Source organism: Methylocystis sp. Uni0008 (assembly GCF_056838045.1).
Genome location: NZ_CM166370.1, coordinates 3,995,582 through 4,022,439, shown reverse-complemented (window position 1 = coordinate 4,022,439; position 26,858 = coordinate 3,995,582). Strand labels below are relative to the sequence as shown.

Genomic DNA, 26,858 nt, shown 5'->3' with positions numbered 1-26,858 from the left:
ATCTGACCTTTTTCCGAAACGAGCGCCAAAAAAGGAGACCCCCGGCGAAGGTCGCCGCAGGCGCTGATCGAAAGGAACCTAGTTGGATCGAGTAATTGTCGCCGCGAACGGCGTTAAATCAGCAGTCTGGAAGGAGGCCCAATCGCCAGGCGCGCGCATCTGCCCAGGTTGGCCTCTGGCGTGAAACAGGCGCAATGCGCGGCGAGCGAGCGCGGAATGATGCGATCGCTGACGCTTCGCACTCCCTGGATTGTCTCGGCCAACCGCCCCTCCGCCATGACAAAGCCTCCCCTACTCCGGGATCGACGAGAATCCCGGAATAATACGCGTCGCAGGAAACGGACTCTACTCTACGCCCTTGCGAACTGATCACTTGAATTCAACCGAACGGCTGGAAAGCGGCAATGCGTCTTGCTCTGGGCTCATTTGCGCCGGGGAACGCAGGCCGTTCCCCTCATTTTTGCGCGCCCGTGAAAAACCGACGCCGACCGCCTTTCGTTCGACCCTTCGAGGCTACACGCCAGCGCCATCGCGCGCAACGACGCTCGCGATTAAATCTGTCATATTGAATGGAGTTTTTTAGCGTGGCGCCACAAACTTTTTTCATCTTCGCCCATAAGCCGATGATTCGCCGCCCATAAAAATCTGCGGGCGACATGCGCGTCGACATCGCGCGCCGCGCGCGCGCGCTGCGCCGTCAATCGCCAAAAATAGTGTCAAGTCCCCAGCTTTTTCCCGTTCGTGACAGCTTGATTGCAAGAGATTGAATCGGGAGAATTTTGAATGATCACGGATTAGCGCATCAAAAAAAAATTGTGACCGTGTCATCTCGGCTTCATGCGACTATTTAAGCGTCGCCGCCCGGACGCAACAAAAAAGCCCGGCTCGCGCCGGGCTTTCAAAAGTCTTGTCATACGCGCGCGACGCGCAATCATGCCTGTGTGGCGAGCGCCTTCACCCGCACGGTTAGTCGTGAAACCTTTCGCGAGGCCGTGTTCTTGTGAATGACGCCCCGCTGAGCGGCGCGCATCACCACCGGCACGGCGTTCTGCAGCGCATCCGCCGCCAGCGTGGCATCGCCCGAAGCGATCGCCTCCTCGACCTTGCGCACAAATGTGCGCATCCGGCTGCGACGCGCCCGATTGATCGAAGTGCGGCGCGCAATCTTGCGAACGGCTTTCTTGGCCGAACTCGTATTGGCCATGCTTTGCGTGTCCTTGAAGGAGAACGGCGTTACGCCGCCCAAAAACCAAAGGGCCGCGAAATCGCGGCCATGTGGCGGGGTTTATAAGCGCGGCGGCGGCCTTTCGTCAATGGCCGCCTATCGATTCACGAAGGCCGGCCTTCGCTTCTCCACGAAGGCGCTCATGCCTTCCTTTTGGTCACCGGTGGCGAACAACGAGTAGAAAAGCCCTCGCTCGTGCCGGATCCCCTCGGCGAGCGTCGATTCAAAAGCGCGATTGACCGCTTCCTTGGCCATGAGAACCGCGGGAAGCGACATGGAAGCGATCGTCGCGGCGGTCTTGGTCGCCTCCGCCAGGAGATCGGCGGCCGGGACGATCCGCGCGACGAGACCGGCGCGCTCGGCCTCCTCGGCCCCCATCAGCCGGCCGGTCAGAATCAGATCCATCGCCTTGGCCTTGCCGACGGCTCGGGTCAGCCGTTGCGTGCCGCCCGCGCCGGGGATGACGCCAAGCTTGATTTCCGGCTGTCCGAAGACCGCCGTGTCAGCCGCGAGAATGAAATCGCACATCATCGCGATTTCACAGCCGCCGCCGAGCGCGAATCCGGCCACGGCGGCGATGATCGGCTTGCGCGAGCGCGCCACGACGTCCCACCGGCCGATGAAATCGTCGAGAAAGGCGTCGACAAACCCCTTGTCGCGCATCTCCTTGATGTCCGCGCCGGCGGCAAAGGCCTTCTCGGAGCCCGTCAGAACCACGCAGCCCACGTCCTCATTTGCCTCAAAGCCTGAAAGGGCGTCGTCGAGCTCGGCGATGAGCTGCGCATTCAGCGCGTTGAGCGCCCCAGGCCGATTGAGTCGTATCAGACCGACCCGGCCTTGGATCTCGACTTCGATCGTTTCATAAGTCATGCGGGCCTCCTCGCCGCTCCAGCGACTTCGCTGGGCCGCCGCTTCATATCTCAAAATCGCCGCTCGCGTCCGGCCTGTCTCCAAAACCCAGCGCGAGCGCGCGCCCGTGCAGATCGTCGAGCGTAACGTCGTCGAGACGCCGCAGCGCGCTTTCTTCTGCCTCGGCGATGACCGGCTCCAGGACGGCGGCGAGCAGCGGCGGCGCAACGTCCGGCGCTTCCTCCTCAGCGCGCAATGCGATGCGAACGATCTCGCCGACCGAAAGACGGCGCCGCTCGCGCGCCAGCGCATAGCCGCCCGCCGGTCCCCTCACGCTCTTGAGAATCCCCGCGCGCACCAGAGCCTGCAAGATCGTCTCCAACCGCCGCGGGGGCAGATCATGGCGCGCGGCGAGCTGCTTCGAGGACACCGGCCGTCCCCGCGCATGAAGCGCGACGTCGAGCGTCGCCATGAGCGCGAAGCGCGCCGTGCGCGGCAGGAGCTTCATTGCGCGCCATCTCCGCCTAGTCCCGTCGATCCGAAGCCGCCGGCGCCGCGCGCCGTTGCGTCGAGATCGTCGACTTCGACAAGCGACACATGAGTCACTGGCGCGATCACGAGCTGCGCGATGCGCATCCCGCGAACGATCTCGAACGGCTGCGCCCCGAGATTGATCAGCAGCGCCATGACCTCGCCGCGGTAGTCGCTGTCGATGGTGCCCGGCGCGTTGAGAACGGTGACGCCATGCTCTGCAGCAAGCCCCGAGCGCGGCCGAACCTGCCCCTCATACCCATGAGGCAGGGCGATGGTGAGTCCTGTCGGAATGAGATCGCGGGCGCCGGGCTCCAGAACGAGCTTCTGACCCGGCGGCAAGGCGGCGTGGAGATCAATTCCGGCCGCGCCTCCGCTCGCATAGGCCGGAGTTGGAAGGCCGTCCGCGTTCGGCAGCCGGCGGATCGAGACTTTCATGACGCCACTCCGCCGATCATCTGCGCAAGATGGGCGACAAGCCGCTCCGCAACGTCCTCCTTGCGAAGGCGCGGCCAGTTTTCCACGCCAGCGCGAGACACGAGATGCGCCTCATTGGTCGCGCCGCCGAAAACGCCTGTTCCCTCGCTGACGTCATTCGCGACGATGAGATCGCATCCCTTTCGCGCAAGCTTTTCCTGCGCGTGGCGAATGAGGTCGGACGTTTCCGCTGCAAAACCGACGACGATGCGCGGGCGCTGCGCTCCGCGTGAGACGCTCGCCAGAATGTCGGGATTTTCGACGAGCGACAGAGATGGCGCGCCACGCTCGCCTTTCTTGATCTTGCCGTCCGCCGGCTCCACGCGCCAATCAGCCACGGCCGCCGCGCCGATGAAGATATCAGCGGGAAGCGCGGCCTCTACTGCAGCGAACATGTCTCGCGCGCTCTCTATATGCACTGTCTCGCAGCCAGGCGGGTCCGCGAGAGCGACGGGCCCCGAGATCAGCGTCACGCGCGCGCCCGCGCGCGCCGCCGCTGCCGCGATGGCGTGGCCCTGCCTGCCGGAGGACCGGTTGGCGATATAGCGGACCGGATCGATGGGTTCATGGGTGGGACCGGAGGTGACGACGACATGCAGCCCCTTGAGCGCGTCGCCGCGCGTCAACAGGCCGTCAGGCGCCGGCAGTCTTGTGTCCTGCTTCAGCGCGATCGTGATGGCTTGGAGAATCTCCAGCGGCTCGCTCATCCGGCCGGGTCCGTATTCGCCGCAGGCCATGTCGCCGACGTTCGGACCGACAAACCAGGCGCCGTCGCCATGCAGCGTGGAGACGTTGCGCTGCGTCGCGGGATGAAGCCACATGCGCACATTCATCGCCGGCGCATAAAGAACGCGCTTGTCGGTCGCGAGCAGCAAGGTCGTCGCGAGATCGTCGCAAAGACCGCGCGCGGCGCGGGCGAGAATATGCGCCGTCGCGGGCGCGACGACGATGAGGTCCGCGTCCCGCGACAGCTGGATATGACCGATCTCCTGCTCGTCGGTCGAGGAGAAGAGATCGTCGTAGACTTTTTCGTTTGCGAGGCTGACGAAAGCGAGCGGCGTCACGAATTCCTTCGCCGCCGCCGTCATGACGACCCGCACCAGCGCGCCGCGCTCGCGCAACCGGCGAACGAGATCGAGCGATTTGTACGCGGCGATTCCCCCGCCGACGATCAGTAAGACGCGCTTCGCCTCCAGGCTTCGCGCAAGACCCACGCCCGCCACTGAAAAACTCCGATCGCCGCACGCGGAGAATACAGATTTTACGCGCAAGGCCAAACGGCTTCGCTCACCCGGCGAGGAGAGACTTTCCGCTGGCAGGCGAAGCTTGTGCGATCATTCGTCGCTCGGCGACAAGATCGCGAGCCACGCTTTCCGGCATGCCCACGCCGATAAGGACGGTCTCCGCCAGTTGGAGCGCGGCCTCGCGAGTCTCGAGAATCACCGAACTCGCGCCGGCCTCAAGCAGCGCGTTCGCATGCGCCTCGTCGCGTACGCGCGCGAATATCGGCAGCTCCGGCCAGTCGCGGCGCGCGGCTTTGACCGTCTGGAGCGTTGTCTTCGCGTCGTCCATGGTGACGACGAGGGCGGACGCCTGTTCGACGCCAAGACGCGACAGGATCTCATACTGCCGCGCGTCGCCGTGATAGATCGAAAAGCCCTGCGCGCGCAGGCTCGCTACGCGGCGGGCGTCGACATCGATCGCGACATGGGCGATTTCCTGGTTATCGAGCAGTTCGCCGATTTCCCGCCCGACACGCCCGTAACCGACCACGATGATATGATCGGAGATCTGATCGGGAAAGAGCGCAAATGATTCCGGCTCGCCGCGCGCGGCGAAGCGCGACGCCAGCCAGTGCGCGCTCAGCGCCATCAATGGCGCCAGCGCCATCGTGAGACTGGCGACGATGAGAGCGAATTGCGCAGTGTCTTCGTAAATGACGCCGAGGGAGAGGGACAGTTCGCTGACCACGAAACTGAATTCTCCGATCGGCGCGAGCAGCGCCGCCGTCTCGAAAGCTACACACGGTCCCTGCCCCGCCAGCCGCACCAGCGCGTAAACGCACACGGCTTTCAACGCCATCACGCCAAAGGCCCATGCAAGAATTTTGTCCCAATCCGCGACCACTTCCGCGAAGTCTATGCTGAGGCCGACAGCGACAAAGAAGACGCCGAGCAGCAGGCCTTTGAAGGGCTCTATGTCAACGGCGATGCGAGGCCGGTATTCCGTGTCGGCAAGCAGCAGACCGGCGAGAAAAGCTCCGAGGGCGGGTGAAAACTCGGCCGCATCGGCGGCCGAGGCTGCGCCGATGATGGTGAGGAGCACCGTGGCCAGGAACAGTTCGCGGCTCCTTGCTCCGGCGACGAGCCTGAAGAGCGGCCGCGCGACGAGTCGACCCACACCCAATATGGCGACAATCACCAGGATCGATTTGCCGAGCGCAAGCGCGATCGCCGGCCCGACAGCGTTTGCGTCCAGTCCGAAGGCGCTCACCATGAACAGGATCGGCACCACGGCGAGATCCTGAAACAGCAGGACGCCGAAGCTTGTCTGACCAACCGGCGTTCCCAGGCGTCCGGCCTCGGTGAGCAGATGCATGATGATCGCGGTCGAGGACATTGCGAAGGCGCTGCCAAGGACAATCGACACGTCGAGCAAATAGCCGGAATAGTAAGCGACGACCGCTATGCCGGCTGCGCAGAGAAGCACCTGCGCGCCGCCAACCAGAAAGGCGATCCGCCACATTGCGCGCAGGCGCTCGAGCGACAGCTCAAGCCCGATCATGAAAAGAAGGAAGATCACGCCAAACTCGGCCGCAAATCTGACCGTGTGCTTGTCTTCGATCACCAGCCATTCGACCCAGGGCGCTGTCTCCGCCAGTCGCCCAAGCCCGAACGGTCCAACAATGAAGCCAATGGCGAGAAATCCCAGCGCGGGACTGACTCGCAACCGATGTATCAGGGGCACGATGAGACCCGCCGCGCCCAGGAAAACCACGGCCTCGCGAATTTCCTGGGTGGCGAATGACATTCGGTTAGACCTTTCGCGGCGCGATGGTAGTGTGCGCCGGCGCCGGATATGTCTATTCGAAAGGAAAAGGTGCGCGCAATGCCGCTAAAGCCTTGCCCGCGAGCGCTCGCGCTCGCTCTCGTCGTGAGCGCTTTCGCAACGGCGTGCGCCGCTCGGCCGCTGACGTCCGCTCAGCCTGTCATCGTCAGCCCCGACGCCACGACATCCGCTCCGGCGGAAAAACTCTCCGTTCGCGGGCGCACCCTCATTCCGCTGCATTCGACGCTCATCGGCCAGGGCGGCGTGACGCGGCTGAATTTTTCCGGCGCGCTCTCGATTCACAACGCCTCAGCGACGAATGTTCTCGCAATCGACAAGATCGAATATCGCGACGGCTCTGGACAGCTGATCGAAAACTACCTGAGCGAGCCGATCTATCTGAAGCCCTACGCTTCATTGCAGGTCATCATTGCGCAAGCCGACGTTCGCGGCGGAACCGGCGCCAGTTTCACCGTCGACTGGTCGAACCCGGAAGGTTCGGACGAACCATTGATCGAAGCGGTGATGACCGCCTATACGGGTCCACACAGCTACGCCATTCTCTCGCCCGGCCGCCGCGTCGCCAGACCGCAATGATCGCTCGCGCGCCGACGAAGCGTCGCTTTGGCGCGACCGCGTCATCATGACCGCTGCGACCAAGAGCGCGCCGAGCGTCCGCCGTCTGACGCTCAGCGACTTCCGTTCCTATGCGGCGCTCGACTGCCGGTTTGAAACGCGCCTGATTGCGCTTTTCGGCGAGAATGGCGCGGGCAAAACCAATCTGCTCGAAGCGCTGTCGCTGTTCTCGCCCGGCAGGGGTCTGCGCCGCGCCGAACTCGCCGAATGCGCGAGACGTGGCGGCGCCGGCGGTTTCGCAGTTTCGATCGAAGTCGCAACCGACGGCGCGACGACGCAGCTTGGCCACGGCTTGACCGCGGCTGGCGAGCGGCTGTTTCGCGTCGACCGCACGCCCGCGAGTTCGGCGCGGGCATTCGCCGACCATGTGCGGGCGCTCTGGCTCACCCCTGCCATGGACGGATTGTTCTCGGGCCCGGCGGGCGAGCGGCGGCGCTTTCTGGATCGGCTGGCGCTCGGCGTCGACGCGGAGCATGGCGCGCGCGCCAACAAACTGGAGCGCGCGCTAAGAAACCGAAACCGGCTGCTTGAAGAAGGGGTCGGCGACCGGCGATGGCTCGACGCCGCCGAGCAGGAGATCGCCGGGCTCGGGGTCGCCGTGGCGGCCGCGCGCCGCGAGACCGTTTCGCGGCTTGCGGCGCTCATCGCCGTGGGAGGCGACGACGCCTCGCCCTTCCCTTGGGCGGATGTGTCGATCGAGGGCGAGCTTGAAGGGCGGTTGGAACGCGAGCCTGCTCTCGCCGTCGAGGAATGGTACCGCGGCGAACTCTCGGCGTCGCGCCGCCGCGACGCCGCCGCCGGGCGAACGCTGATCGGGCCGCAGGCGAGCGACCTCGCTGTTCGCCATGGCCCCAAGAACGAGGCCGCGCGCGCCTGCTCGACCGGCGAGCAAAAGGCGCTGCTGATGGGCTTGACGCTGGCGCACGCCAAGCTCGTGGGTGCCATGACCGGACAGGCGCCGCTTCTTCTCCTCGACGAGGTCGCCGCGCACTTTGACACGAAACGCCGCGAAGCGCTCTACCAGGAGCTTCAGGGGCTCGGCGGGCAGGTCTGGATGACCGGCGCCGACCCAGCGTTGTTCGAGCCCTTGCGCGGCGCGGCGGAGCTTGTGCTTGTCACGCCAGGGCGCGCGACCCACGTCTGAGCGGGCGCCGCGGTTTTCGTCCCCGTAAGACAACCCCCGAGAGCTTTTTATGAATATTTCTCGTTTTGATTGTATTATTAAGAAATGATCACAGGATCGGGCGCGATTTCGCGTCTCAATTGCAAAGAATCGGGGTAAACATCAAAACGTGTAGATCGCGGCGGCGGCGGCGCTGATGTTTCCGCAACGGAAAATTACTAATTGGTTTAGATGGGCACCGGACTCGCGATAATAGGACTGGCCATTTTCGTGGTCTGGTTGGCTGTCGGGCTTCTCGTCGGGTTCACGGCCTGGTTCATCGGCGCGACCTTTCTGCTCCTCGCCCTGCTTTTCGCTCTTCGGGTCGACGCGCTGACGCGTGACATCCTCCGCCGCCGTCGCGACGGCCGCGACGGCGATCTCAAAGAACCTCCTGGCGAGTAGCTCTTGAGCCTCAAGGCGTGAGCATCACTTTCACGCAGCCGTCCTTATGATTGCGGAAGGTCTTGTAGAGGTCCGGTCCATCCTCGAGCGATCCGCGATGCGTCACGACGAAGGATGGATCGATATCCCCAGCCTCGACATGTTCGAGCAGCCGCCGCAAATAGCGCTGCACGGGAGTCTGCGCCATGCGAAAGGTGAGGCCCCTGTTCATGGCCGATCCAAGCGGAACCTTGTCGAGAAATCCGGCGTAGACGCCGACGATCGACACCGTCCCGAAATTGCGGCAGCAGTGAATCGCCTGGCGCAGCACATGCGGCTGGTCGGTGCCAAGGAAGGTCGCGACTTTGGCGCGGTCGATCATCGAGTCGATGCTGGCGGTCGGATCCGGTTCGGTTCCGACCGCATCGATGCAGGCGTCGGCGCCTCGACCTTTGGTCAGGCTTTGAATGGCGTCGTAGACGTCGACCTTGCCGTAATCGAGCGTTTCGGCGCCCGCCGCCTTGGCGAGGGCGAGCCGTTCCGGCACTGAATCGATCGCGATTACGCGTTCGGCGCCGAGCATGAACGCGCTGCGGATGGCGAACTGCCCCACCGGGCCGCAACCCCAGATCGCGATGGTGTCCCCTGGTTGGATGTCGCAGAACTCGGCGGCCATGTAGCCCGTTGGAAAGATGTCGGAGAGAAAGAGCACCTGATCGTCACGCAGCTGCGGGGGCGCCTTGATCGGCCCGACATCGGCGTGCGGCACGCGCAGATATTCCGCCTGTCCGCCGGCGTAGCCGCCGAGGAGATGCGAATAGCCGAACAGCCCGGCCGGCGAATGCCCCCACAGCGTTTCGGCTTTGGCGCGGTCGGAATTGGTGCGTTCGCAGGCCGAGAAATAGCCGCGCTGGCAGAAGAAACACTCGCCACACGAAATCGTGAAGGGCACGACCACTCTGTCGCCCACCTTCAACTTCTTGGTTTCCGACCCGACTTCCACGACCTCGCCCATCGCCTCGTGCCCGACGATGTCGCCCGAATGCATTTCGGGAACGATGCCGTCGTAGATGTGCAGATCGGAGCCGCAAATGGCGCAGGCGGTGACCTTGATGATCGCGTCGCGCGGGTCCTCGATCTGCGGATCGGGCACGCTCTCGCAGCGAATGTCGTTCTTGCCGTGGAAGGTAAGCGCTTTCATGGAAAGTGACTTTCTCTTGCATGCCCGCGACCCAGCCAGTCCGGAAAAAACGCAAGCGCCTCGCCCTGCCTCTGAACTACCGGTCGCTTTGGATCGTTCCAGCTCGTCCTGAACCGCGCGACGGGGAAAGGCGCGTCCCCTGTCCCCGCAAAAAACGCCCAATCCTCAACTATTTCCGTGCATTGACGTAGCCATTTGAGGTATGATCGTCCGTTCGAATCATGACCTCCCAAGAGCACGGAAAACCCCGGAAAATATGAGCGACAGCGACAATCGGAACGACGACCCGGCGGAATATGGCGCAGGGTCGATCAGGGTGCTGCGCGGCCTCGACGCCGTGCGCAAGCGCCCCGGCATGTATATCGGCGACACCGACGACGGCACCGGCCTCCACCACATGGTCTATGAGGTCGTGGACAACGCCATCGACGAGGCGCTCGCCGGCCATGCCACCGATGTCACGGTGACGCTCAACGCCGACGGGTCCTGCACCGTCTCCGATAATGGACGCGGCATTCCGACCGACATCCATCACGAGGAAGGCGTGTCGGCGGCCGAAGTCATCATGACGCAGCTGCACGCCGGCGGTAAATTCGACCAGAACTCCTACAAGGTTTCCGGCGGTCTGCACGGCGTCGGCGTTTCCGTCGTCAACGCCCTTTCGGTCTGGTTGAAGCTGCGCATCTGGCGCGGCGGCAAAGAGCATTTCATGGAGTTCGCCAACGGCGACGCGGTCGCGCCGCTCGCCGTCGTAGGCGACGCGCCGGTCGTGGACGGCGCGCCCAAGCGCGGCACCGAAGTGACCTTTCTGCCTTCGTCGGCAACTTTTACGATGACCGAGTTCGATTATGCGACGATCGAACATCGCCTGCGCGAACTCGCCTTCCTGAACTCCGGCGTGCGCGTCGTTCTGACCGACGCGCGCCACGCCGAGGTCAAACGCGAGGAGCTCTTTTACGAAGGCGGACTTGAAGCTTTCGTGCGCTGGCTCGACCGCGCCAAAACGCCGCTCGTCTCGGCGCCCATCCTCATTCACGGCCAGCGCGACCATATCAGCGTCGAGGTTGCGCTGTGGTGGAACGACAGCTATCACGAGAATGTGCTGGCCTTCACCAACAACATTCCGCAGCGCGACGGCGGCACCCATCTCGCGGGATTTCGCGGGGCGCTGACGCGCCAGATCACCGGCTACGCCGAATCCTCGGGCCTCGCCAAACGCGAGAAGGTCGATCTCACCGGGGACGACTGCCGTGAGGGACTGACCTGCGTTCTGTCGGTGAAAGTGCCCGACCCGAAATTCTCCTCGCAGACGAAGGACAAGCTCGTCTCCTCGGAAGTGCGGCCGGCGGTCGAGAACGTCGTCAACGAATTGCTCGGCCAGTGGCTCGAGGAGCATCCGGCGGAAGCCAAGAACGTCGTCTCAAAGGTTGTCGAAGCGGCGGCCGCGCGCGAGGCGGCGCGCAAGGCGCGCGAGCTGACGCGCCGCAAAGGCGCGCTCGACGTCGCCAATCTTCCCGGCAAGCTCGCCGACTGTCAGGAGCGCGATCCGGCCAAGGCCGAACTCTTCATCGTCGAGGGCGACTCGGCCGGCGGCACAGCCAAGCAGGGCCGCAATCGCGAATTCCAGGCGGTGCTGCCGCTGCGCGGCAAGATCCTCAATGTCGAGCGCGCGCGTTTCGACAAAATGCTCTCGTCGGAGCAGATCGGCACGCTGATCACGGCGCTCGGCACCGGCGTCGGCCGCGACGAGTTCAACGCCGACAAGCTGCGCTATCACAAGATCATCATCATGACCGACGCCGACGTCGACGGCGCCCATATCCGCACGCTGATCCTGACCTTCTTCTATCGGCAGATGCCGGAGCTGATCGATCGCGGCCACGTGTTCATCGCGCAGGCGCCGCTCTACAAGGTGACGCGGGGCAAATCCACGCAATATCTGAAGGACGAGCGCGCGCTCGAGGATTATCTGATCGAAAGCCTGCTTGACGGCGCCGTGCTGCGCACGGGTTCGGAAGATCGCGCCGGCGCCGATCTGCGCAGAGTCCTCGAAGACGCGCGGGCTTTCCGCAACGTCATGCTGAGCCTGCATTCGCGCTACGATCGCGCCGTCGTCGAACAGGCGGCGATGGCCGGCGACCTGACGCCGCTGACCGATGAAGCGGAGGCGAAGCGCTTCGCGGATGAGATTGCGAGGCGCCTCGACGCGATCGCGGAAGAGACCGAACGCGGCTGGTCGGGCGAGGTCCGCGACGGCGGCCAGAGCCTCGAATATGTCTTCAAGCGCACGCTGCGCGGCGTGACGCACGCCGTGACGCTCGACGCCTCGCTCCTGAATTCGAGCGAGGCGCGCAAGCTCCACGAGCGCGCCGAAAGCCTGCGCGAGATCTTCGCCGGACCGGCGACGCTGATCCGACGCGGCGACGAAGCGCCGCTCTCCGGACCGCTCGCGCTCTACGACGCGATGAACGCCATCGGCCGCAAGGGCCTCACGATCCAGCGCTACAAGGGCCTCGGCGAGATGAACGCCGAACAGCTCTGGGAGACGACTCTCGATCGCGAGGCGCGTTCGCTGCTGCAGGTGAAGGTGAAGGAAGCCGCCGAAGCGGACGACATTTTCGTCAAGCTGATGGGCGACGTCGTCGAGCCGAGACGCGAATTCATTCAGGAGAACGCGCTGAGCGTCGCGAACTTGGATGTGTGACAACCGCTATGCCAAAAGACGCTGGGACAGTCTCCTTCTCAACTCAGTGCTCGAAGATTGCGCAAAAAATTGAGCTACTCCGACGTCGACCAGATAACTCGTGGCTAAACTGCGCAGTTGCCACAGGATGTTATTGGATTCACGAGAGAAGTGGTTCTTAATCACGAATTGGCACAATTTAACGGGTTGCCGTCCAGACAAGCATGCAGCGTTGTCGTCCTGATGAGCGCGCAAAGCGCGCGTCTCGAAGGACGAGGGCCGCTTTCTTAGAACAAAGACATTCCGCCGCCGCAGTCCTCGTGCTTCGAGACGGCGCCTTCCAAGCGCCTCCTCAGCATGAGGACTGCTGCGCGACCCTTCGCGCGAAATCCATCGATAGCTGATACCATCATGCGATGGCGCAGACCCGCTCCCACTTGACCTCCGACCTCTCCTCCGATCCCGAACTCGCCGCCGCCATCGCCGGCGAGTTGAGGCGCCAGCAGGATTGCATCGAGCTCATCGCCTCGGAAAACATCGTCTCCAGGCTCGTGCTCGAGGCGCAGGGCTCGATCCTCACCAACAAGACGGTCGAGGGCCTGCCCTACGCGCGCTACTACGGCGGCGCCGAATATGCCGACGTCGTCGAGGCGCTCGCGGTCGAACGCGCGAAGAAGCTGTTCAACTGCCGCTTCGCTAATGTGCAGCCGCATTCGGGCTCCAACGCCAACGCCGGCGTGTTTCTGGGCCTCCTGAAACTCGGCGATGCGATCCTGTCGATGAATGTCGCCGCCGGCGGCCATATCAGCCACGGCCATCCGGCGACGCTGACCGGGCGCGACTATCGAATCGCCTCCTATCGCGTCAGCCGCGAGACGGAGCGCATCGACCTCAACGAGGTGCGCGATCTCGCGAGGCGCGAACGCCCGCGCATGATCATCGCCGGCGGCTCGGCCTATCCGCGCGCGATCGATTTCGCGTCAATGCGCGCCATCGCCGATGAGGTTGGCGCCTATCTCCTGGTCGACATGGCGCATTTCGCCGGTCTCGTTGCGACCGGCCTCCATCCCGATCCCCTGCCCCATGCGCATGTGGTGACGACGACGACATACAAATCGCTGCGCGGCGCGCGCGGCGGGATGGTTCTATGGAACGATCAAAGTCTCAGCAATCGCATTAACGCCGGCATTTTTCCCGGCGTTCAGGGCTCGGTGCTGCTGCATGGCGTCGCCGGCAAGGCGGCGTGTCTCGGCGAGGCGCTGCGGCCGGAGTTTACCGCCTATAATCGCGCGGTGATCGACAACGCCCGGACTTTGGCGCGCGCGCTCGCTGATGCGGGACTGCGCATCGTCACCGGCGGCACGGACATGGGCCTGATGCTCGTTGACCTTTCGGCGCGCGACCTCACCGGCGATGTCGCCGCCAAGGCGCTGGAGCGCGCCGGCCTCGCCATCAACAAGAACATGATCCCTTTCGATACGCGCCCGCCCGAGGCGCCCTCCGGTCTGCGGCTTTCGAGCAACGCCGGAACCACGCGCGGCTTCGGCGTGGGGGAGTTCGAGACGATTGCGGGATGGATCGACCGCGTGCTGAGAAATCCTGGCGACGAGGCGTCGATCGCAGCTGTGCGCGCCGACGTCGCCGCGCTCTGCGCGAAACATCCGATCTATTGAGCGTGTCGTGAACGCTCCTCCCGTTCGACTCCTCGTCTGCGTCGGGCAGCGCTGCGACGCCGAGGGAAAAGGCCGCGCGCTGCTCGCCTCGGCGCAGGAGATGTTGGCGCAAGAGTTCGCGCGGGAGCTGGCGTCCGGCCGTATCGCCATCGCGACGCGCGATTGTCTGCGACTCTGCACGCGCGATCCCGTCGTGCGCTTCGAACCGTCAGGCGACGCTCTGTCCAATCCCTCGCTCGACGAACTCATGCGCATCGCGCGCGCCGCCCTTGCCGGGCAAGGCGAAAACCATGACGCCAAGTTATGATTAACCAGAGAAGCTTAGTTAAGCGGCTTTGCTTTCTGTGAAAACAGTTCTACTCTAAGTCTTGCGCATTATCAGAACGATAGGTGTGAAAGGAACAACATGCGTAAACTCATTTCGCTTTCGCTGCTGTTGGCGTTCACGGCGGCTCCGGCAGCTTGGGCTCAAGGCACGGCGCAGGAGCGCTCTGACTGCATGGGCGACGCCATGAGATTCTGCAGCTCCGACATTCCCTTCGTTTCAGAGATCGAGTCCTGTCTGGAGCAGAACATGGCGCGGCTAAGCCCCGCCTGCCGCCGCGAGTTCGCGCCGACCAAGACCACGAAACTGCGCGAAGACCATTTCCAATAGTTGCGACAGCGCGGCTTTCTGAGCCGCGCTTTTTTATTGACGCCTGCGCCGAATGTCGTCGAGCCATCTTCTGGCTTGGCCGATATCGATATTTTTGGCTTCATTGAAGCCGATGTCCTGCGCAAACGTCCGGCCCGGCTCTGCCGCCGCAGCGCGCCGGGCGCCGGCGAGCGGGAGGTAGTGGGCGAGAATCCGCACGACCACATAGAAGGTCGGCGTGAAGATGAGTCCGAACAGCGTCACGCCAAGCATGCCGAAGAACACGGCGGTGCCGATCGACTGGCGCATCTCGGCGCCCGCCCCTTCGGCGATGGCGAGCGGCAGCACGCCGAGAATGAAGGCGAGCGACGTCATCAAAATCGGCCGCAGGCGCGTGCGCGCGGCGGTGACGGCAGCCTCGAATTTCGATTGACCGGCGTCCTCCGCCTGTTTGGCGAATTCGACGATGAGAATGGCGTTCTTCGCCGCGAGGCCGATGAGCACCACGAGCCCGATCTCGACCAATATGTTGCGATCGAGCCCTCGCGAGACGACGCCGAGCATCGCCGCAAGAATGCACATCGGCACGATGAGGATCACCGAAACCGGCAGCAGCAGGCTTTCGTAAAGCGCGGCCAGCAGCAGAAAGACGAAGACCACCGCGAGGCCGAAAGCGATCGCAGCGGTGTGGCCGGCAAGCTTCTCCTGCAGCGCGATTTCGGTCCATTCGAGGCCAAAGCCCTGCGGCAGCTTCTCCGCAGCAAGCTTCTCAACCGCCGCGATGCCCTGGCCGGAGGAGACGCCGCGCGCGAGATTGAGCTGCATTTCGGCGGCCGGGTACAGATTGTAGCGGGGCACGCGGAACGCGCCCGTCGTGTCGCGGAACGTCGAGACCGCGCCGATCGGCGCCATCTCGCCGGAGGCGCTGCGCGTCTTGAGATTGGCGATATCGCGCAGCGTCAGGCGATACGGATTGTCGGCCTGCGCCATCACGCGGTAGGTGCGGCCCAGCACGTTGAAGTCGTTGACGAAGGTGGAGCCGAGATAGACGGAAAGCGTCTCGAAGACGCGCGAGATCGGCACGCCGATGAGTTCGGCCTTGGTGCGGTCGACGTCGGCGAAGATCTGCGGCGTGCGCGTGTTGAACAGCGTGAACGCCTGAGTGAATTCGCCTGACTGTCCCGCAGCGCCGGCGAGCGTCCACGTCGCGCCTTCAAGCGCCGGCAGCCCGCGCCCCGCGCGATCCTGAACATAGCCCTTGAGGCCGCCGCCGGTGCCGATGCCGGGAACCGACGCGGGCGCCAGCACGAAGGCGAAGGCGTCCGTCAGCTTCGACACCTGGCCGTAGATATCCGCCTGAATCCCGTCCGACGTGAGGCCCTTCTTCGCGCGTTCCTCGAATGGCGCCAACGTGACGAAGATCACGCCTGTGTTGGGCGCATTGGTGAATGTCGCGCCGTCAAAGCCGGTGAAGACGACGGCGTTTTTGACGCCCTCCCGTTTCAGGATGATGTCGGTCGCCTCGCGAATGACCTTGTCGGTGCGATCGAGAGTCGCGCCGGGCGGCAATTGGAAGGCGGCGATCACATAGCCGCGGTCGAGTTGCGGAATGAGGCCGGTCGGCGTTCGACGCAGCAGATCGAAAGCGAAAAAGATGAGGATCGCATAGACCGCGAGCATCACGACGCCAAGCCGCACGAGGCGGCCCGTCGCCGCGCCATACGTGTTCGATAGCCGGTCGAATCCGGAATTGAAGGCGTCGAAGAAACGGCGCAAGGGCGCATGCGCCCAACTCAGCCGATGGCTCGCGATCTCGTCGGAATTGTGGGGCTTCAACAGCACGGACGCGAGCGCCGGCGACAGCGTGAGCGATACGAAGGCCGAGATGATCGTCGCGCTCGCGATGGTGATCGCGAACTGCTTGTAGAAGGCGCCCTGCAGACCGCTGATGAAGGCTGTCGGAATGAAGACTCCGCAGAGCACCAGCGCGATCGCGATCAGCGCCCCGCCCACTTCGTCCATGGTCTTGTGCGCCGCTTCCTTGGGCGAGTAGCCGAGCGCGAGATAACGCTCGACATTCTCGACGACGACGATCGCGTCGTCGACGACGATGCCGATCGCGAGCACAAGTCCGAAAAGCGAGAGCGTGTTGAAGCTGAGGCCAGCGGCCTTCATCACGGCGAAGCTGCCGATGAGCGAGACCGGGATCGCGGCGACCGGAATGATCGCCGCGCGCCAGGTCTGCAAAAACAGGATGACGACGAGAACGACGAGAACGATCGCCTCGAGCAGCGTATGAACGACTTCGTCGACTGACTGCTGGATGAATTCGGTAGGATTATAGACGACCGCGTAGTCGACGCCGGCGGGGAAATCCTTCTTGAGGCGCTCCATCTCCTGCTTGACCGCTTCGGCGGTCTGTAGCGCGTTCGAGCCCGGACGCTGAAAAATGCCGAGCGCCGTCGCCACGTTGTGGTTGAGATAGGCGTTCAGCGTGTAGTCCTGCGCGCCAAATTCGATCCGCGCGACGTCGCGCAGGTGAATCTGGCCATCGGCGTCGGCGCGAATGACGATATCGCCGAACTGCTCCGGCGTGCTGAGCCGTCCGAGAGTTTGCACCGAAAGCTGGAAGGCGCCAGCCGAAGCGGCGGGCGGCTGATTGACCGCGCCTGCGGCGACTTGAAGATTGGCGGCGCGCAACGCGGCGATGACGTCGCCGGCCGTCAGATCGCGGGCTTCGACTTTCGCCGGATCCAGCCAGACGCGCATCGAATAGTCTCTCGCGCCGAAGAGGCGCGCGTCGCCGACGCCGTCTATTCGAGCGATCGCATCCTTCACGTAAAGCGTCGCGTAGTTCGAAATATACTGCTGATCGCGCGACCCGTCGGGCGACAGAAGATGGACGACCATCATCAGGTCCGGAGAGGCTTTCTTCACGACGACGCCGAATCGCGTCACCTCCTCCGGCAGGCGCGGATTTGCGATGGCGACGCGATTTTGAACAAGCACCTGCGCGAGATCTATATTCACGCCGGGCTTGAACACGACATCGATCGACACATGTCCATCGCCGGTCGATTGCGACGTGATGTAGAGCATGTCGTCGACGCCATTGACTTCCTGCTCGATCGGCGAGGCCACGGTCTCGGCGATCACGTCCGCGGAGGCGCCGGGATAGGTCGCGCTGATGTTGACGGTCGGCGGGGCGATCTCCGGATATTCCGAAACCGGAAGCGCGCCCTGCGCAATCGCGCCCGCGAGCATCAAGAGTACGGAAAGCACCGTCGCGAAGATCGGCCGTTCGATGAAGAAGTGCGAAATGCGCATGGGGTTTCCGGTCTCGCCTATCGGTCGCTGACCGCGACGGGAGCTTCCTTGATCTCGCCTTCCTTGGTCCGCACGGCGGCGCCTGCCCGCACCATCGGGTTCGCGAGCCCGCCGATCACAACTCGGTCCTTTTCATCAAGTCCAGCCTGGATCACGCGCAGACCCCTGTGGATGGGGCCGAGAGTTACGGACTTGGCGGCGACCTTGTTGTCATCCGATACGACGAGCACGGTCTTGCTCGTCTGATCGGAGACGATGGCGGCGTCGGGAATGAGCAATGCGGGCGCGTCGCCGCCGAACAGGCGCAATCGACCGAAGGCGCCGGGGGTGAGGAAGTAGTCCTTGTTGTCAAAGACCGCGCGGCCGCGGATCGTGCCGGAGCGCCGGTTGAGCTGATTGTCCACGAAGTCCATGACGCCGTTGCGCGTCCATTCGGTCTCGTCGGCGAGCCTAACGGAAACGCGGTTCTTGAATTCCCGCTCCAATTTCTTCTGGTTTTCCGACCCGCGCGCATAGCGGATGTAATCCGCCTCCGAAGCGTCGAACACGAAGTGAATCGGATCGAGCGTCACGATTGTGGTCAGCAGGGTCGCGTCGGCCTGTCCGCCCTGAACGAGATTGCCAGGATCGACGCGGCGATCCGACACGCGCCCGGAGATCGGCGCGCGCACCTGCGTCCACTCAAGGTTGAGTTCAGCGTTGCGCAGCGAAGCTTCGGCGCTCAAAACCTGAGCCTTGGCGATGTCGTTGCTGGCCCTGCGCTGATCGACGTCGCGCGCGGTGATCGTGCGCCCCTGCGTCATCTCTTGCGCGCGCGCGTAATCGCGGGTCGACAAAGCGGCTTGCGCTTGCGCCCGAACGAGTTCCGCGCGCGCGCTGTCGACCGCGATCTGATAAGGCCGCTGATCGATGACGAAGAGGACGTCGCCGGCTTTGACGAACTGCCCGTCGGTGAAATTGATCTTCTCGAGAGCGCCGGAGACTCGGGCGCGCACCTCGACCTGCTTCAGCGCCTCGAAACGTCCCGTATATTCGTCCCAGCGCGGGATCGTCTTCGCGAGCGGGCGAGAGACCACCACTTCGGGCGCCGGACCTTCGGCGCGCGCGCCCGAAAGATCGACCATAAGCAGCAGCGCCGCGAAGATCCTAAGCAACGCGCCTACGACTCTCCCGTGACCGTCGCCGCCGCGCGCCGCCACAAAAGCCAACAGCGTCATCTCACCTCCGGGTTCAATATGCGCGTCGAACCGACCGTCCTGACCGCCGCACAATGCACGCACGAAGTAAGGGCAGCGTCAGCAGAACGCAAATCGCTGGTGAAGCGCCTTCCCGCGCCACGATTGCCAAGCTTTCCCGAAACGCGCAGACTGCGCCTGCGGACGGAGGACCAAAGATGCCCTTGTTCCTGGCGCAATTCGCCTATTCCCCTGCGGCTTGGGCCACATTCATCAAGACGCCGCAGGACCGCGCCGCGGCCTCGGAAGCGCTTCTCAAGCACTTCGGCGGCCGCCTGATCGGCTTATACTACACGCCGGGCGCAGAATATGACGGCTTTGCGCTATTCGAAGCGCCTGATGAAGCCACGGCGGCGGCGTTGGAGATCGCCGACGTCGCCACCGGCCATCTAAGCCGCAACCGGCTCACCAGAGTGTTTTCGGCCGAAGAGACGAGCGCCATGCTCTTGCAGGCGGCCACCGCTCCAAGCATGGCGCCTAAGAAGCCGGCATAGTCCCGGCGGCGCCATCGCGAGATTGACGGACTCGCTCCGGCCGAAGATTCAATATGCGCTGAGCAGATCCACTTTGGCGTTCGCCAGCACCAGACGTCTTGCCAACAACGTTGCAAGATTTCTCATGATGCGTTCTCCGCTTTCGGGATGACTCTTGCGGAACGAGGCATAGGCGTTCAGCGGCAGTTCGAGGCACTGCACCGCTGTGTCCGCCCAGACGTCAGCGCTGCGCTCGCGTTCGATCAGCGCCATCTCGCCGAACGCCATGCCCGGAGAGATGGACGCGAGACGCGCCCCGCTGGGCAGCTTTACGCTGACCATGCCGCTTTGCAGAAAGAACAGGGAGGCGGCCGGATCGCCTGCGGCGACGATTCGCTCGCCCGTCTTGAACGAGCGCGCCAGTCCGATCGCCGCGATGTGATCGATCTCGTGCGGGGTTAGTCCGGCGAGCAGCGCTTGCTCGCTGAGATGCGTCGTTTTGGCGAGGCCCTCGAAGCCGCCGCAGCGATAGATCACCTGGTCTTCGGCCCATTCGATCGCATCATCGAGCAGCGGGAAATGATGCAGCTTCGGCAAGGCGACATCCTCGCCGTGTATCGCCTCCCAGAGCGCCGATCCCGTTTCGAAGCCAGCGAGAATGATTTTCATGCCGCTGTCGGCGAGGCCCGCGAGCGCGGCGCGAAGAAGTCGCGCGGCGGCGGCCGTCGCGCTCGGCACGCGCCGAAAATCCAGAATCAGCAGTTCGGCGGGACGCCCTTCATGGGCGAGTCGGCGAGAGACATAGTCCATTGCGGCGAAAGAGAGCGCGCCGACGAGTTCGATGACCCGAATATCGCTCGCGCGCTCCTGGAGAATCGTGAGCTCGAAGTTCTGGCGGTTGCGCCGCGAGGAAACGCCCGCGGCGTTGTAATCGCCAATGACGCAGGAGCGCACGTCATCGCTGCGGTTGAGCACATGCAAACCGAAATGCGCCGAGAGCGCCTCGCAGACCTTCAAGCCGCGAGCGCTGTTGCCGTGACTATCGAGCTTCGGCGAGAAGGTGCCGAGGCCCAATTGCGCGGGCAGCGCGGCGATGATTCCGCCCCCCACCCCGCTCTTCGCTGGAATTCCTACCCGATAGATCCACTCGCCCGCGTAGTCGTACATGCCAGAGCTTGTCATGACCGAGAGCGTGCGCGCGACGACATAGGGAGAAATGATCTGCTCGCCCGTGAGCGGGTTGCGGCCGCTGTTCGCCAGCGTCGCCGCCATCACGGCGAGGTCACGCGCGGTGACGAGCACGGCGCATTGACGGAAATAGACGTCCAGAACGGCGTCGACGTCGTCCCGGAGCACCGAATAATTGCGCAGCAGCCACGCGATAGCGCGATTTCTGTCGCCGGTTGCCCGCTCCGAGGCGAAGACGGCTTCGTCGATGTCGAGTTCGCGACCGGCGAAGCGGCCCAACGTCTGATGAATAAGGTCAAAAGCGCCATCGCCCGCATGCTGGTGGATCAGACCCGAACAAGCGATCGCGCCGGCGTTGACCATCGGATTGAATGGCTTGTTGTCGCCCGTCAGCCGGATCGAGTTGAAGGCTTCTCCGCTGGGTTCGACGCCAATGACCGACTCGACGCGCTCGTGGCCAAGCGTTTCAAGGGCAAGCGCGAAGACGAACGCCTTGGATATCGACTGGATCGTGAAAGGCGCTGCGCTGTCGCCCACCTCATAGACATAGCCGTCGATCGTTGCGAGGCTGACGCCGAAATGAGCCGGATTCGCGCGCGTCAGCTCGGGAATGTAATCGGCGACCGCGCCTGAATCATCGACGGCGAACTCTTCATGGCAGCGGCGCAAAAAGCCTGTAAGCGGGGGGACAAACGCCGTCTCCAATTTTAAAAACTCCGCCAGCAAAACCGTTCTTCGATTCTTATTAGTCTCAGCAAAGTATATGCCTGTCACTATTCTTCTTTGCGGTTCAGCTGATCATGCGGGATATCAGATCGAACAAGTCCGCGACGCTAAGAGTTTTTGACGACTCATTTTTCTTGCCGAGAGGCGCAGCGGGCGCATGAGATTGACGAACGCGAGTCAGCGACGGCGGCTGCGGGGCTCGGAGCCTGGCGGATCAAGCGGCGCCCCTGGCGCTGTAACCTTATTCCTGACCATGACGAATAGCGTCGGCAGGTTCCCCCGGGACCTGGAGCGCTCGTATGGCGAGCGTATTTGCAAGGAGATGGAAATGAACGCCAAAATCGTTTCCGGCGCATCGGTGGCCGCCGCCGCGATCGCCCTGGTTCTTAGCGGCGCCGCGACGGCGCCCGCACTCGCCAAAAAAATGAGCAAGTCTGTCCATTGCAGCGGAATCAATTCATGCAAAGGGACGAGCCTCTGCAAGACGGCCAATAACGCCTGCAAGGGCATGAACTCCTGCAAAGGACAGGGGTGGCTGCCCGAAAAATCGGCAAAGGCTTGCGAGGAGAAGGGCGGCAAGGTCGTCGAGATGTGAACTGCGCGGGCGCCGACGGACGGGTGTTGGATGTCCGTCCGCGCCTTTTCGCCTTTCCGGGACGTCGCACTCGGAAGAAATCAGCGGCGATGCTCATGCAAGGCGGCAAGCAGTTCGTCGCGCATGGTCCAGTGCAGGAGGACCCGGCCGAAAAGCGATGCGATTCCCGTGAGCAGCACGACGGAGCCGAACTGCCAGATGCAGACCGACACCGCCGCGTCCTGTCTGAAAGACAGCCGCAAGGCGGCGGCCGCCAGAGCCGTCGACGCGAGCGCCGCAAGTCCAATCGTCACGAAGGGCGCGATCGGCGCGCCTCGCTTGACCATAAAAAGGATCAAAAACGCCGCCGGGATGCTGATGGCGAGGATCGTCGGCAGGCAATAGACGTCCGAATGCGACAGGAGACCCGACACGCCGAAGGCGGCGACATCCCTCCAGCAGCCAACCACGAGAGCGCCCGCCCAGATCAGAAAGAAAAATCCGGCGGCGAACCGTTCCCAGGCCGGACGCGCCGGGCAGCCCGCGCTGAAGGCGCCCGCCGCGGCCACGACGCTCGTCAGAAAGGCCGCGGCCACTTCCGTCGCAAATTGCGGATCGGCGATCTTGGAGAGAAAATCGGGCCTGAGCCCCATAACCGCAACGACGAGCGCAACATAGCAAAGCGAAATCGCAAACCAAATCAACGCACGCCAGGCGGGATGCGCGAGCGGGCGTATCGGCGCGCAATTTTCGCTTAAGGTTCGGATCAGGTCTTCGTTCAACATTCGCTAGCCATTCCGCTCGAGCGCCTGGCGCATTGCCTTGATGGCCCTATGAATTCCGACTTTCAGCGAACCGACGCTCTTCCCCGTGACCTGAGAGGCTTCATCCAGCGAAAGACCTTGGATCTTGATCAATTCGATCGCTTCGCGCTGGGCCGCCGGCAGGATCGCCATGGCTCGGCGAAGGACCTCCTGATCGTCTCTCGCCTCCTGTTCGGATTTCGCGCCGTCTCCAGAAAAGGTTTCAGGAAAGACGTCGACCGTCGTTTCGTTGGCGCCTCTGGCGTAACGGCTTCGCGCAGCGTCGGCGACGCGGCGCGACGCAATGGTCATGAGCCAGGGCGTAAAGGGACGCCGGCGATCATAGGTCTGGCGCACGGTGTGAATGGACACGAGTATTTCCTGGACGACGTCTTCCGCATCGGGCGCATTCGGCCATCTTCGCGTCACGAAGCGGCGCAGAACAGGAAAGAGATCGGACAAGAGCTCGCCATAGGCCGCGTGATCGCCGTCCTGCGCCGACGCCATCAGCGCCCGCCAGCGCCTTTCCCGATCATTCGCCGTATCGCCCAATTCGCCCCTGTCCGCTGCGAATCTGCGTGGTCTGGCTCCGCCGCCTCCAACGCCCGATATCGACCCCGGGCCGGAGCTTGCGTCCGATTGCGCTAGTTCTAGACGATCGAGCCTCGGCGCGCCATCTCACCTTTCACGGCGCTGCGAGTTTCGCGGTGCGCGGCCGGCTGTAACTTTTGACGCCGTCGTCGCGAATTGAGCCTTGAGACGGCGAACAGCGCCTTGATACGCGCGCACAAACGTAAGATTTCGCTCGAATGCCGTTTCAGGATGGATCGAAGAAAGGGAGATTGAGATGTCCGACAGGAAGATTCGCGCCGCCTTCGCCATCGCCGGCGCCTTCGCGACGGCCGTCGCTCTGGCCGAAACGGCGAGAGCCGCCAGTGATCAGGAGAAGTGCTTTGGCGTCTCTCTGAAGGGCAAGAATGACTGCGCGGCGGGACCGGGGACGAGCTGCGCGGGAACGTCAAAGACGGATTATCAGGGCGACGCCTGGAAATATGTTCCCAAGGGCACCTGCACGTCTATTGTGACGCCAAAGGGCAAGGGCAGCCTCGAGCCGATTTCCCACTGACGGCGCCATGGCGAACCGTCTTGCCGCCGAACATCGCAGGGAGCGCGCGGCGTCCTCGCTGCCCGCTCGCGCCGGAGTCGGTTTCAAGAGCGCGCATTTCGCCGACGTAGAGGCGTCGGCCCCCGACGTCGGCTTCTTCGAGATCCACGCCGAAAATTACATGGGCGCCGGCGGGGCGCCGCACGCGCAGCTGATGCGGCTACGCAGGGATTGGCCGCTGTCGATCCACGGCGTCGGCCTATCGATCGGCGGCGCCGAACCTCTCGATCGGGAGCATCTTCGCCGCGTGAAGAGTCTGGTGGAGCGCTATGAGCCGGCAGCGTTCTCCGAACATCTCGCCTGGTCGTCGCAGGGCGCGCGCTTTCTCAACGACCTGCTTCCCCTGCCCTATAACGCGACGACATTGGCCCATGTCGTCAGTCACGTGGATGAGATCCAGGAGGCGCTCGGCGGGCCGATACTTCTCGAAAATCCAGCTACCTATCTGCGGTTCCGATCGTCGGACTATTCGGAGATCGACTTCCTGCGCGAGGTCGTGCACCGCACGGACTGCCGGCTGCTGCTCGACGTGACCAACGTCCATGTCAGCGCCACGAACCTGGGGTTCTCCGCGCAGAACTATATCGAGGCCTTTCCGATATCCTATGTGGAAGAGATTCATCTCGCTGGATATGCCGAAGACGTCGACGAAGTCGGAGATCTTCTGCTGATCGACGCGCATTGCACGCCAGTTCAGGAGGCGGTTTGGCGCCTTTACGAGCGCGCCCTCGGGCGGCGCGGAACGGTGGCGACGCTGATCGAATGGGACAATGAAGTTCCATGCTGGTCGACGCTCTTCGGGCAGGCGACGCGCGCGCAGTCTTTGCTGGACTGGCGGCGCTCAGTCGTTCGGGACGAATCGAGATCGGAGGCGCTTCAGAATGACGTCAGCGGGCTTTGAACAAAGCGCATTCGCCGGCGCGCTGCTCGACCCCGAGTCGCCGCCGCCGGACGGACTGGAAGCGCGCCACGGTCGTCCGCCGCAGCGCCGCTTCGCGGTATATCGCAACAATGTCTGCGTCGGGCTGGTCGATGCGCTCGCCGAGCGCTTTCCGGTTTGCAAACAATTGGTCGGCCAGGAGTTTTTTCGCGCGATGGCGCTGCGTCACGTCCGTGAACATCCTCCTCGCACGCCGATGCTGTTCGACTATGGCGATGAGTTTGCGACGTTCGTTTCAAGGTTCGAGCCGGCGCGCGAACTCCCTTATCTCGCCGACGTGGCGCGGCTCGAATATGCGATCGGTCAAGCCTATCACGCCGCCGACGCCGCGCCGGCGCCAATGCAGGCGCTGCGCGCCCTGCCTTTCGATCGGCTGGAGAATGCAACGGCGGCCCTGCATCCCTCGACGCATGTCGTGGCGTCGGCTTATCCGATCGTTTCGATCTGGCGACGGCACATGTCGGACGATGAGATGAAACCGCTGGCGCTGGATCACGGCGAAGAGGCGCTCATTGTTCGTCCTGAGCTTGCGATCGCCATATCGCCGCTTCCCGCCGGCGGATCGGCCTTCGTGCATGCGCTCGAGAATGGAAGAACATTCGGCGAGTCCGTGGATGCAGCAAGCGACGTCGCCAACGATTTCGACCTTACCGCTTGCCTGCATCAACTCCTCTCCGCCCAGGCCTTCGTCGCCATCAACGTCGCACATTGACGCCATGCACGCATTTTCCGCCCCGACTCATCGTTCACCGACGGAGTTCTCGTGAAATGCATCTCATAAGAAAAATTGCGGCTTGGCTGGACGCGATCCCCTATGCGCTCATCGCGCTCTTTCTGCGCGTCGTGGCCGCGCATCCGTTCTTTGTCTCCGGTCAGACAAAGATTGAGGGACCAACGATCGGCGGCGACATCTTCGGTCTCGACCTGTCGTTGAAGATCCCGACCGAAGTTCGAAGCGCAACCTTCGCGCTGTTCGCCGAGGAATATAAAATCCCGCTCATTTCGCCGATCGTCGCCGCCTATGCAGCGAGCGGGCTCGAATTCGTTCTGCCGCTACTGCTTGTCTTGGGTCTTTTGACGCGCGTTTCGGCGTTCGTCCTTCTGATGATGACGATCGTCATCCAGATCTTCGTTTATCCAGACGCGTGGTGGACAGTCCATGCCTATTGGACGGCGATGCTCATTGTTCTGATCGCCCGCGGGCCGGGCGTCATATCGCTCGACCATGTCTTGTTCGGGCGGCGGCGCTAAGCGAGAGCGGCGCGCCCGGCAAGGAGCCGGCTATAGGCGCCGCTGCGTGTTAAGCGGAAAGCAGATCTCTTCCACGCTAGCGGCACGCCCGCTCAGGTCTCAGGGCGCTTCGACATAGACCACGACCCCGGTCTGCTGAGGGGCGGTATGCGCATGCGCCAAGCTCAGGCCCACCCCGAAGAACATCGCCGCTCCGATGAATGCTCCGATTATCTTGGTGGTGAAATTCGACATCACGTCCTCCTGTCCTTGTATGAGAGAACGTTACCGCTTCAGCAGAACGGCGAATGTGCGCTTCCGCACGCGCCAAATTTCCTCGCGAACGGAGAGGCCACAGTTCCGATGCCTGTGCGCCGGCGCGGCGTCGCCGCGCACGCGCCGCTTCCCACTAGCGTGAAGGAAAGCCTCAGCGCCGGTCCAGCCACGCGCCGAGAATCGCTCCGCCGATTGCGCCGCCCATGGCGCACCAGAATGCGACGGAAAGTCCTGCGGCGGCCACGCCCAAGCCTGCGGCGAGCGCCGCGCCGACGCCGGCGAATGCGATAGGAGCCGTGGAGTGGATGGCGCCTGATGTCCTGGCGTACGCCCTGCCCGGCCTTCTTGTCTTGGCCATTTTTCTGATCCTCGCTTGCGCTCAGGCTTTTTGCCTGAGCGCGCTTGCAGATCAGATATG

Annotated in this window: 27 protein-coding genes; 13 read left to right on the top strand and 14 right to left on the bottom strand. The window is 63.5% G+C overall.

Features of this window, described 5'->3' with window-relative positions:
* Positions 1–931: 931 nt before the first annotated feature.
* The 6 genes from rpsT to AC0X69_RS19875 all read right to left on the bottom strand — a co-directional run bounded on the left by rpsT (position 932) and on the right by AC0X69_RS19875 (position 6,112).
* Positions 932–1,204 (bottom strand): 30S ribosomal protein S20, encoded by a 273-nt coding sequence (gene rpsT / locus AC0X69_RS19900; RefSeq protein WP_482610117.1) that lies wholly within the window; start codon positions 1,202–1,204, stop codon positions 932–934.
* A gap of 117 nt (positions 1,205–1,321) precedes the next feature.
* A complete protein-coding gene (locus AC0X69_RS19895; protein WP_482610115.1) occupies positions 1,322–2,095 on the bottom strand; it encodes an enoyl-CoA hydratase in 774 nt (257 codons plus the stop codon).
* A gap of 43 nt (positions 2,096–2,138) precedes the next feature.
* A complete protein-coding gene (locus tag AC0X69_RS19890; protein WP_482610113.1) occupies positions 2,139–2,582 on the bottom strand; it encodes an RrF2 family transcriptional regulator in 444 nt (147 codons plus the stop codon).
* On the bottom strand, positions 2,579–3,043 hold the full coding sequence (dut, locus tag AC0X69_RS19885) for a dUTP diphosphatase (protein ID WP_482610111.1): 465 nt from the start codon (positions 3,041–3,043) through the stop codon (positions 2,579–2,581). Before dut ends, AC0X69_RS19890 begins: the two co-directional genes overlap by 4 nt.
* Positions 3,040–4,305, bottom strand: a complete 1,266-nt coding sequence (coaBC, locus tag AC0X69_RS19880) for a bifunctional phosphopantothenoylcysteine decarboxylase/phosphopantothenate--cysteine ligase CoaBC (protein ID WP_482610109.1) — start codon at positions 4,303–4,305, stop codon at positions 3,040–3,042. Before coaBC ends, dut begins: the two co-directional genes overlap by 4 nt.
* A gap of 64 nt (positions 4,306–4,369) precedes the next feature.
* On the bottom strand, positions 4,370–6,112 hold the full coding sequence (locus tag AC0X69_RS19875) for a cation:proton antiporter domain-containing protein (protein ID WP_482610107.1): 1,743 nt from the start codon (positions 6,110–6,112) through the stop codon (positions 4,370–4,372).
* 48 nt (positions 6,113–6,160) lie between these two features.
* On the opposite strand from AC0X69_RS19875, the gene AC0X69_RS19870 reads away from it, so the two are divergent.
* The 3 genes from AC0X69_RS19870 to AC0X69_RS19860 all read left to right on the top strand — a co-directional run bounded on the left by AC0X69_RS19870 (position 6,161) and on the right by AC0X69_RS19860 (position 8,333).
* Positions 6,161–6,727, top strand: a complete 567-nt coding sequence (locus tag AC0X69_RS19870; protein WP_482610105.1) for a DUF3124 domain-containing protein — start codon at positions 6,161–6,163, stop codon at positions 6,725–6,727.
* A 46-nt stretch (positions 6,728–6,773) separates the two neighbouring features.
* On the top strand, positions 6,774–7,910 hold the full coding sequence (recF, locus tag AC0X69_RS19865; protein ID WP_482610103.1) for a DNA replication/repair protein RecF: 1,137 nt from the start codon (positions 6,774–6,776) through the stop codon (positions 7,908–7,910).
* Between the two features lie 210 nt (positions 7,911–8,120).
* Complete coding sequence (locus AC0X69_RS19860; RefSeq protein ID WP_482610101.1) at positions 8,121–8,333, top strand: hypothetical protein; 213 nt, start codon at positions 8,121–8,123, stop codon at positions 8,331–8,333.
* A gap of 10 nt (positions 8,334–8,343) precedes the next feature.
* Here AC0X69_RS19860 and AC0X69_RS19855 read toward each other — a convergent pair whose 3' ends face one another.
* Positions 8,344–9,513: a zinc-dependent alcohol dehydrogenase gene (locus AC0X69_RS19855; protein ID WP_482610099.1), complete on the bottom strand. Its 1,170-nt coding sequence runs from the start codon at positions 9,511–9,513 to the stop codon at positions 8,344–8,346.
* 256 nt (positions 9,514–9,769) lie between these two features.
* Between AC0X69_RS19855 and gyrB the strand changes: the two genes are divergently transcribed.
* The 4 genes from gyrB to AC0X69_RS19835 all read left to right on the top strand — a co-directional run bounded on the left by gyrB (position 9,770) and on the right by AC0X69_RS19835 (position 14,524).
* Complete coding sequence (gene gyrB / locus AC0X69_RS19850) at positions 9,770–12,217, top strand: DNA topoisomerase (ATP-hydrolyzing) subunit B (RefSeq protein ID WP_482610097.1); 2,448 nt, start codon at positions 9,770–9,772, stop codon at positions 12,215–12,217.
* Between the two features lie 395 nt (positions 12,218–12,612).
* Entirely contained in the window at positions 12,613–13,869 is a 1,257-nt protein-coding gene (glyA, locus tag AC0X69_RS19845) for a serine hydroxymethyltransferase (RefSeq protein WP_482610095.1), read from the top strand.
* A 7-nt stretch (positions 13,870–13,876) separates the two neighbouring features.
* Positions 13,877–14,176: a (2Fe-2S) ferredoxin domain-containing protein gene (locus tag AC0X69_RS19840; protein ID WP_482610093.1), complete on the top strand. Its 300-nt coding sequence runs from the start codon at positions 13,877–13,879 to the stop codon at positions 14,174–14,176.
* Positions 14,177–14,275: 99 nt separating this feature from the next.
* Positions 14,276–14,524, top strand: coding sequence for a hypothetical protein (locus AC0X69_RS19835; protein ID WP_482610091.1), 249 nt, complete (start codon positions 14,276–14,278; stop codon positions 14,522–14,524).
* A gap of 33 nt (positions 14,525–14,557) precedes the next feature.
* Here AC0X69_RS19835 and AC0X69_RS19830 read toward each other — a convergent pair whose 3' ends face one another.
* Positions 14,558–17,830, bottom strand: a complete 3,273-nt coding sequence (locus AC0X69_RS19830) for an efflux RND transporter permease subunit (protein ID WP_482610089.1) — start codon at positions 17,828–17,830, stop codon at positions 14,558–14,560.
* Between the two features lie 17 nt (positions 17,831–17,847).
* Positions 17,848–19,047: an efflux RND transporter periplasmic adaptor subunit gene (locus AC0X69_RS19825; protein ID WP_482610087.1), complete on the bottom strand. Its 1,200-nt coding sequence runs from the start codon at positions 19,045–19,047 to the stop codon at positions 17,848–17,850.
* Positions 19,048–19,223: 176 nt separating this feature from the next.
* Between AC0X69_RS19825 and AC0X69_RS19820 the strand changes: the two genes are divergently transcribed.
* On the top strand, positions 19,224–19,559 hold the full coding sequence (locus tag AC0X69_RS19820) for a GYD domain-containing protein (RefSeq protein WP_482610085.1): 336 nt from the start codon (positions 19,224–19,226) through the stop codon (positions 19,557–19,559).
* Between the two features lie 48 nt (positions 19,560–19,607).
* Here the strand turns inward: AC0X69_RS19820 and glsA are convergent, their stop codons facing one another.
* A complete protein-coding gene (gene glsA / locus AC0X69_RS19815; RefSeq protein ID WP_482610083.1) occupies positions 19,608–21,431 on the bottom strand; it encodes a glutaminase A in 1,824 nt (607 codons plus the stop codon).
* Between the two features lie 349 nt (positions 21,432–21,780).
* Between glsA and bufA2 the strand changes: the two genes are divergently transcribed.
* Positions 21,781–22,047 carry a BufA2 family periplasmic bufferin-type metallophore gene (gene bufA2, locus AC0X69_RS19810; RefSeq protein ID WP_482610081.1) on the top strand — a complete coding sequence of 89 codons (267 nt, stop codon included), beginning with the start codon at positions 21,781–21,783 and terminating at the stop codon, positions 22,045–22,047.
* Between the two features lie 80 nt (positions 22,048–22,127).
* Here bufA2 and AC0X69_RS19805 read toward each other — a convergent pair whose 3' ends face one another.
* Positions 22,128–22,811: an NrsF family protein gene (locus tag AC0X69_RS19805; RefSeq protein ID WP_482610079.1), complete on the bottom strand. Its 684-nt coding sequence runs from the start codon at positions 22,809–22,811 to the stop codon at positions 22,128–22,130.
* A 3-nt stretch (positions 22,812–22,814) separates the two neighbouring features.
* Positions 22,815–23,381: an RNA polymerase sigma factor gene (locus AC0X69_RS19800; protein ID WP_482610077.1), complete on the bottom strand. Its 567-nt coding sequence runs from the start codon at positions 23,379–23,381 to the stop codon at positions 22,815–22,817.
* Positions 23,382–23,676: 295 nt separating this feature from the next.
* Here AC0X69_RS19800 and AC0X69_RS19795 point away from each other — a divergent pair, with 295 nt between their 5' ends.
* Genes AC0X69_RS19795 through AC0X69_RS19780 form a run of 4 tightly spaced genes read left to right on the top strand, consistent with a single transcriptional unit; the run spans position 23,677 to position 26,185 of the window.
* On the top strand, positions 23,677–23,955 hold the full coding sequence (locus AC0X69_RS19795) for a BufA1 family periplasmic bufferin-type metallophore (RefSeq protein ID WP_482610075.1): 279 nt from the start codon (positions 23,677–23,679) through the stop codon (positions 23,953–23,955).
* 7 nt (positions 23,956–23,962) lie between these two features.
* Positions 23,963–24,895 carry an MNIO family bufferin maturase gene (bufB, locus tag AC0X69_RS19790; RefSeq protein WP_482610073.1) on the top strand — a complete coding sequence of 311 codons (933 nt, stop codon included), beginning with the start codon at positions 23,963–23,965 and terminating at the stop codon, positions 24,893–24,895.
* The gene (locus AC0X69_RS19785; protein ID WP_482610071.1) at positions 24,876–25,646 is read left to right on the top strand and encodes an HvfC/BufC N-terminal domain-containing protein; all 771 of its coding nucleotides are present in this window, start codon (positions 24,876–24,878) and stop codon (positions 25,644–25,646) included. Before bufB ends, AC0X69_RS19785 begins: the two co-directional genes overlap by 20 nt.
* Positions 25,647–25,702: 56 nt before the next feature.
* On the top strand, positions 25,703–26,185 hold the full coding sequence (locus AC0X69_RS19780) for a DoxX family protein (protein ID WP_482610069.1): 483 nt from the start codon (positions 25,703–25,705) through the stop codon (positions 26,183–26,185).
* A gap of 99 nt (positions 26,186–26,284) precedes the next feature.
* On the opposite strand, the gene AC0X69_RS19775 is transcribed toward AC0X69_RS19780, so the two are convergent.
* Positions 26,285–26,419, bottom strand: a complete 135-nt coding sequence (locus AC0X69_RS19775) for a hypothetical protein (RefSeq protein ID WP_482610067.1) — start codon at positions 26,417–26,419, stop codon at positions 26,285–26,287.
* 172 nt (positions 26,420–26,591) lie between these two features.
* The gene (locus AC0X69_RS19770; protein WP_482610065.1) at positions 26,592–26,798 is read right to left on the bottom strand and encodes a hypothetical protein; all 207 of its coding nucleotides are present in this window, start codon (positions 26,796–26,798) and stop codon (positions 26,592–26,594) included.
* Positions 26,799–26,858: the final 60 nt, after the last annotated feature.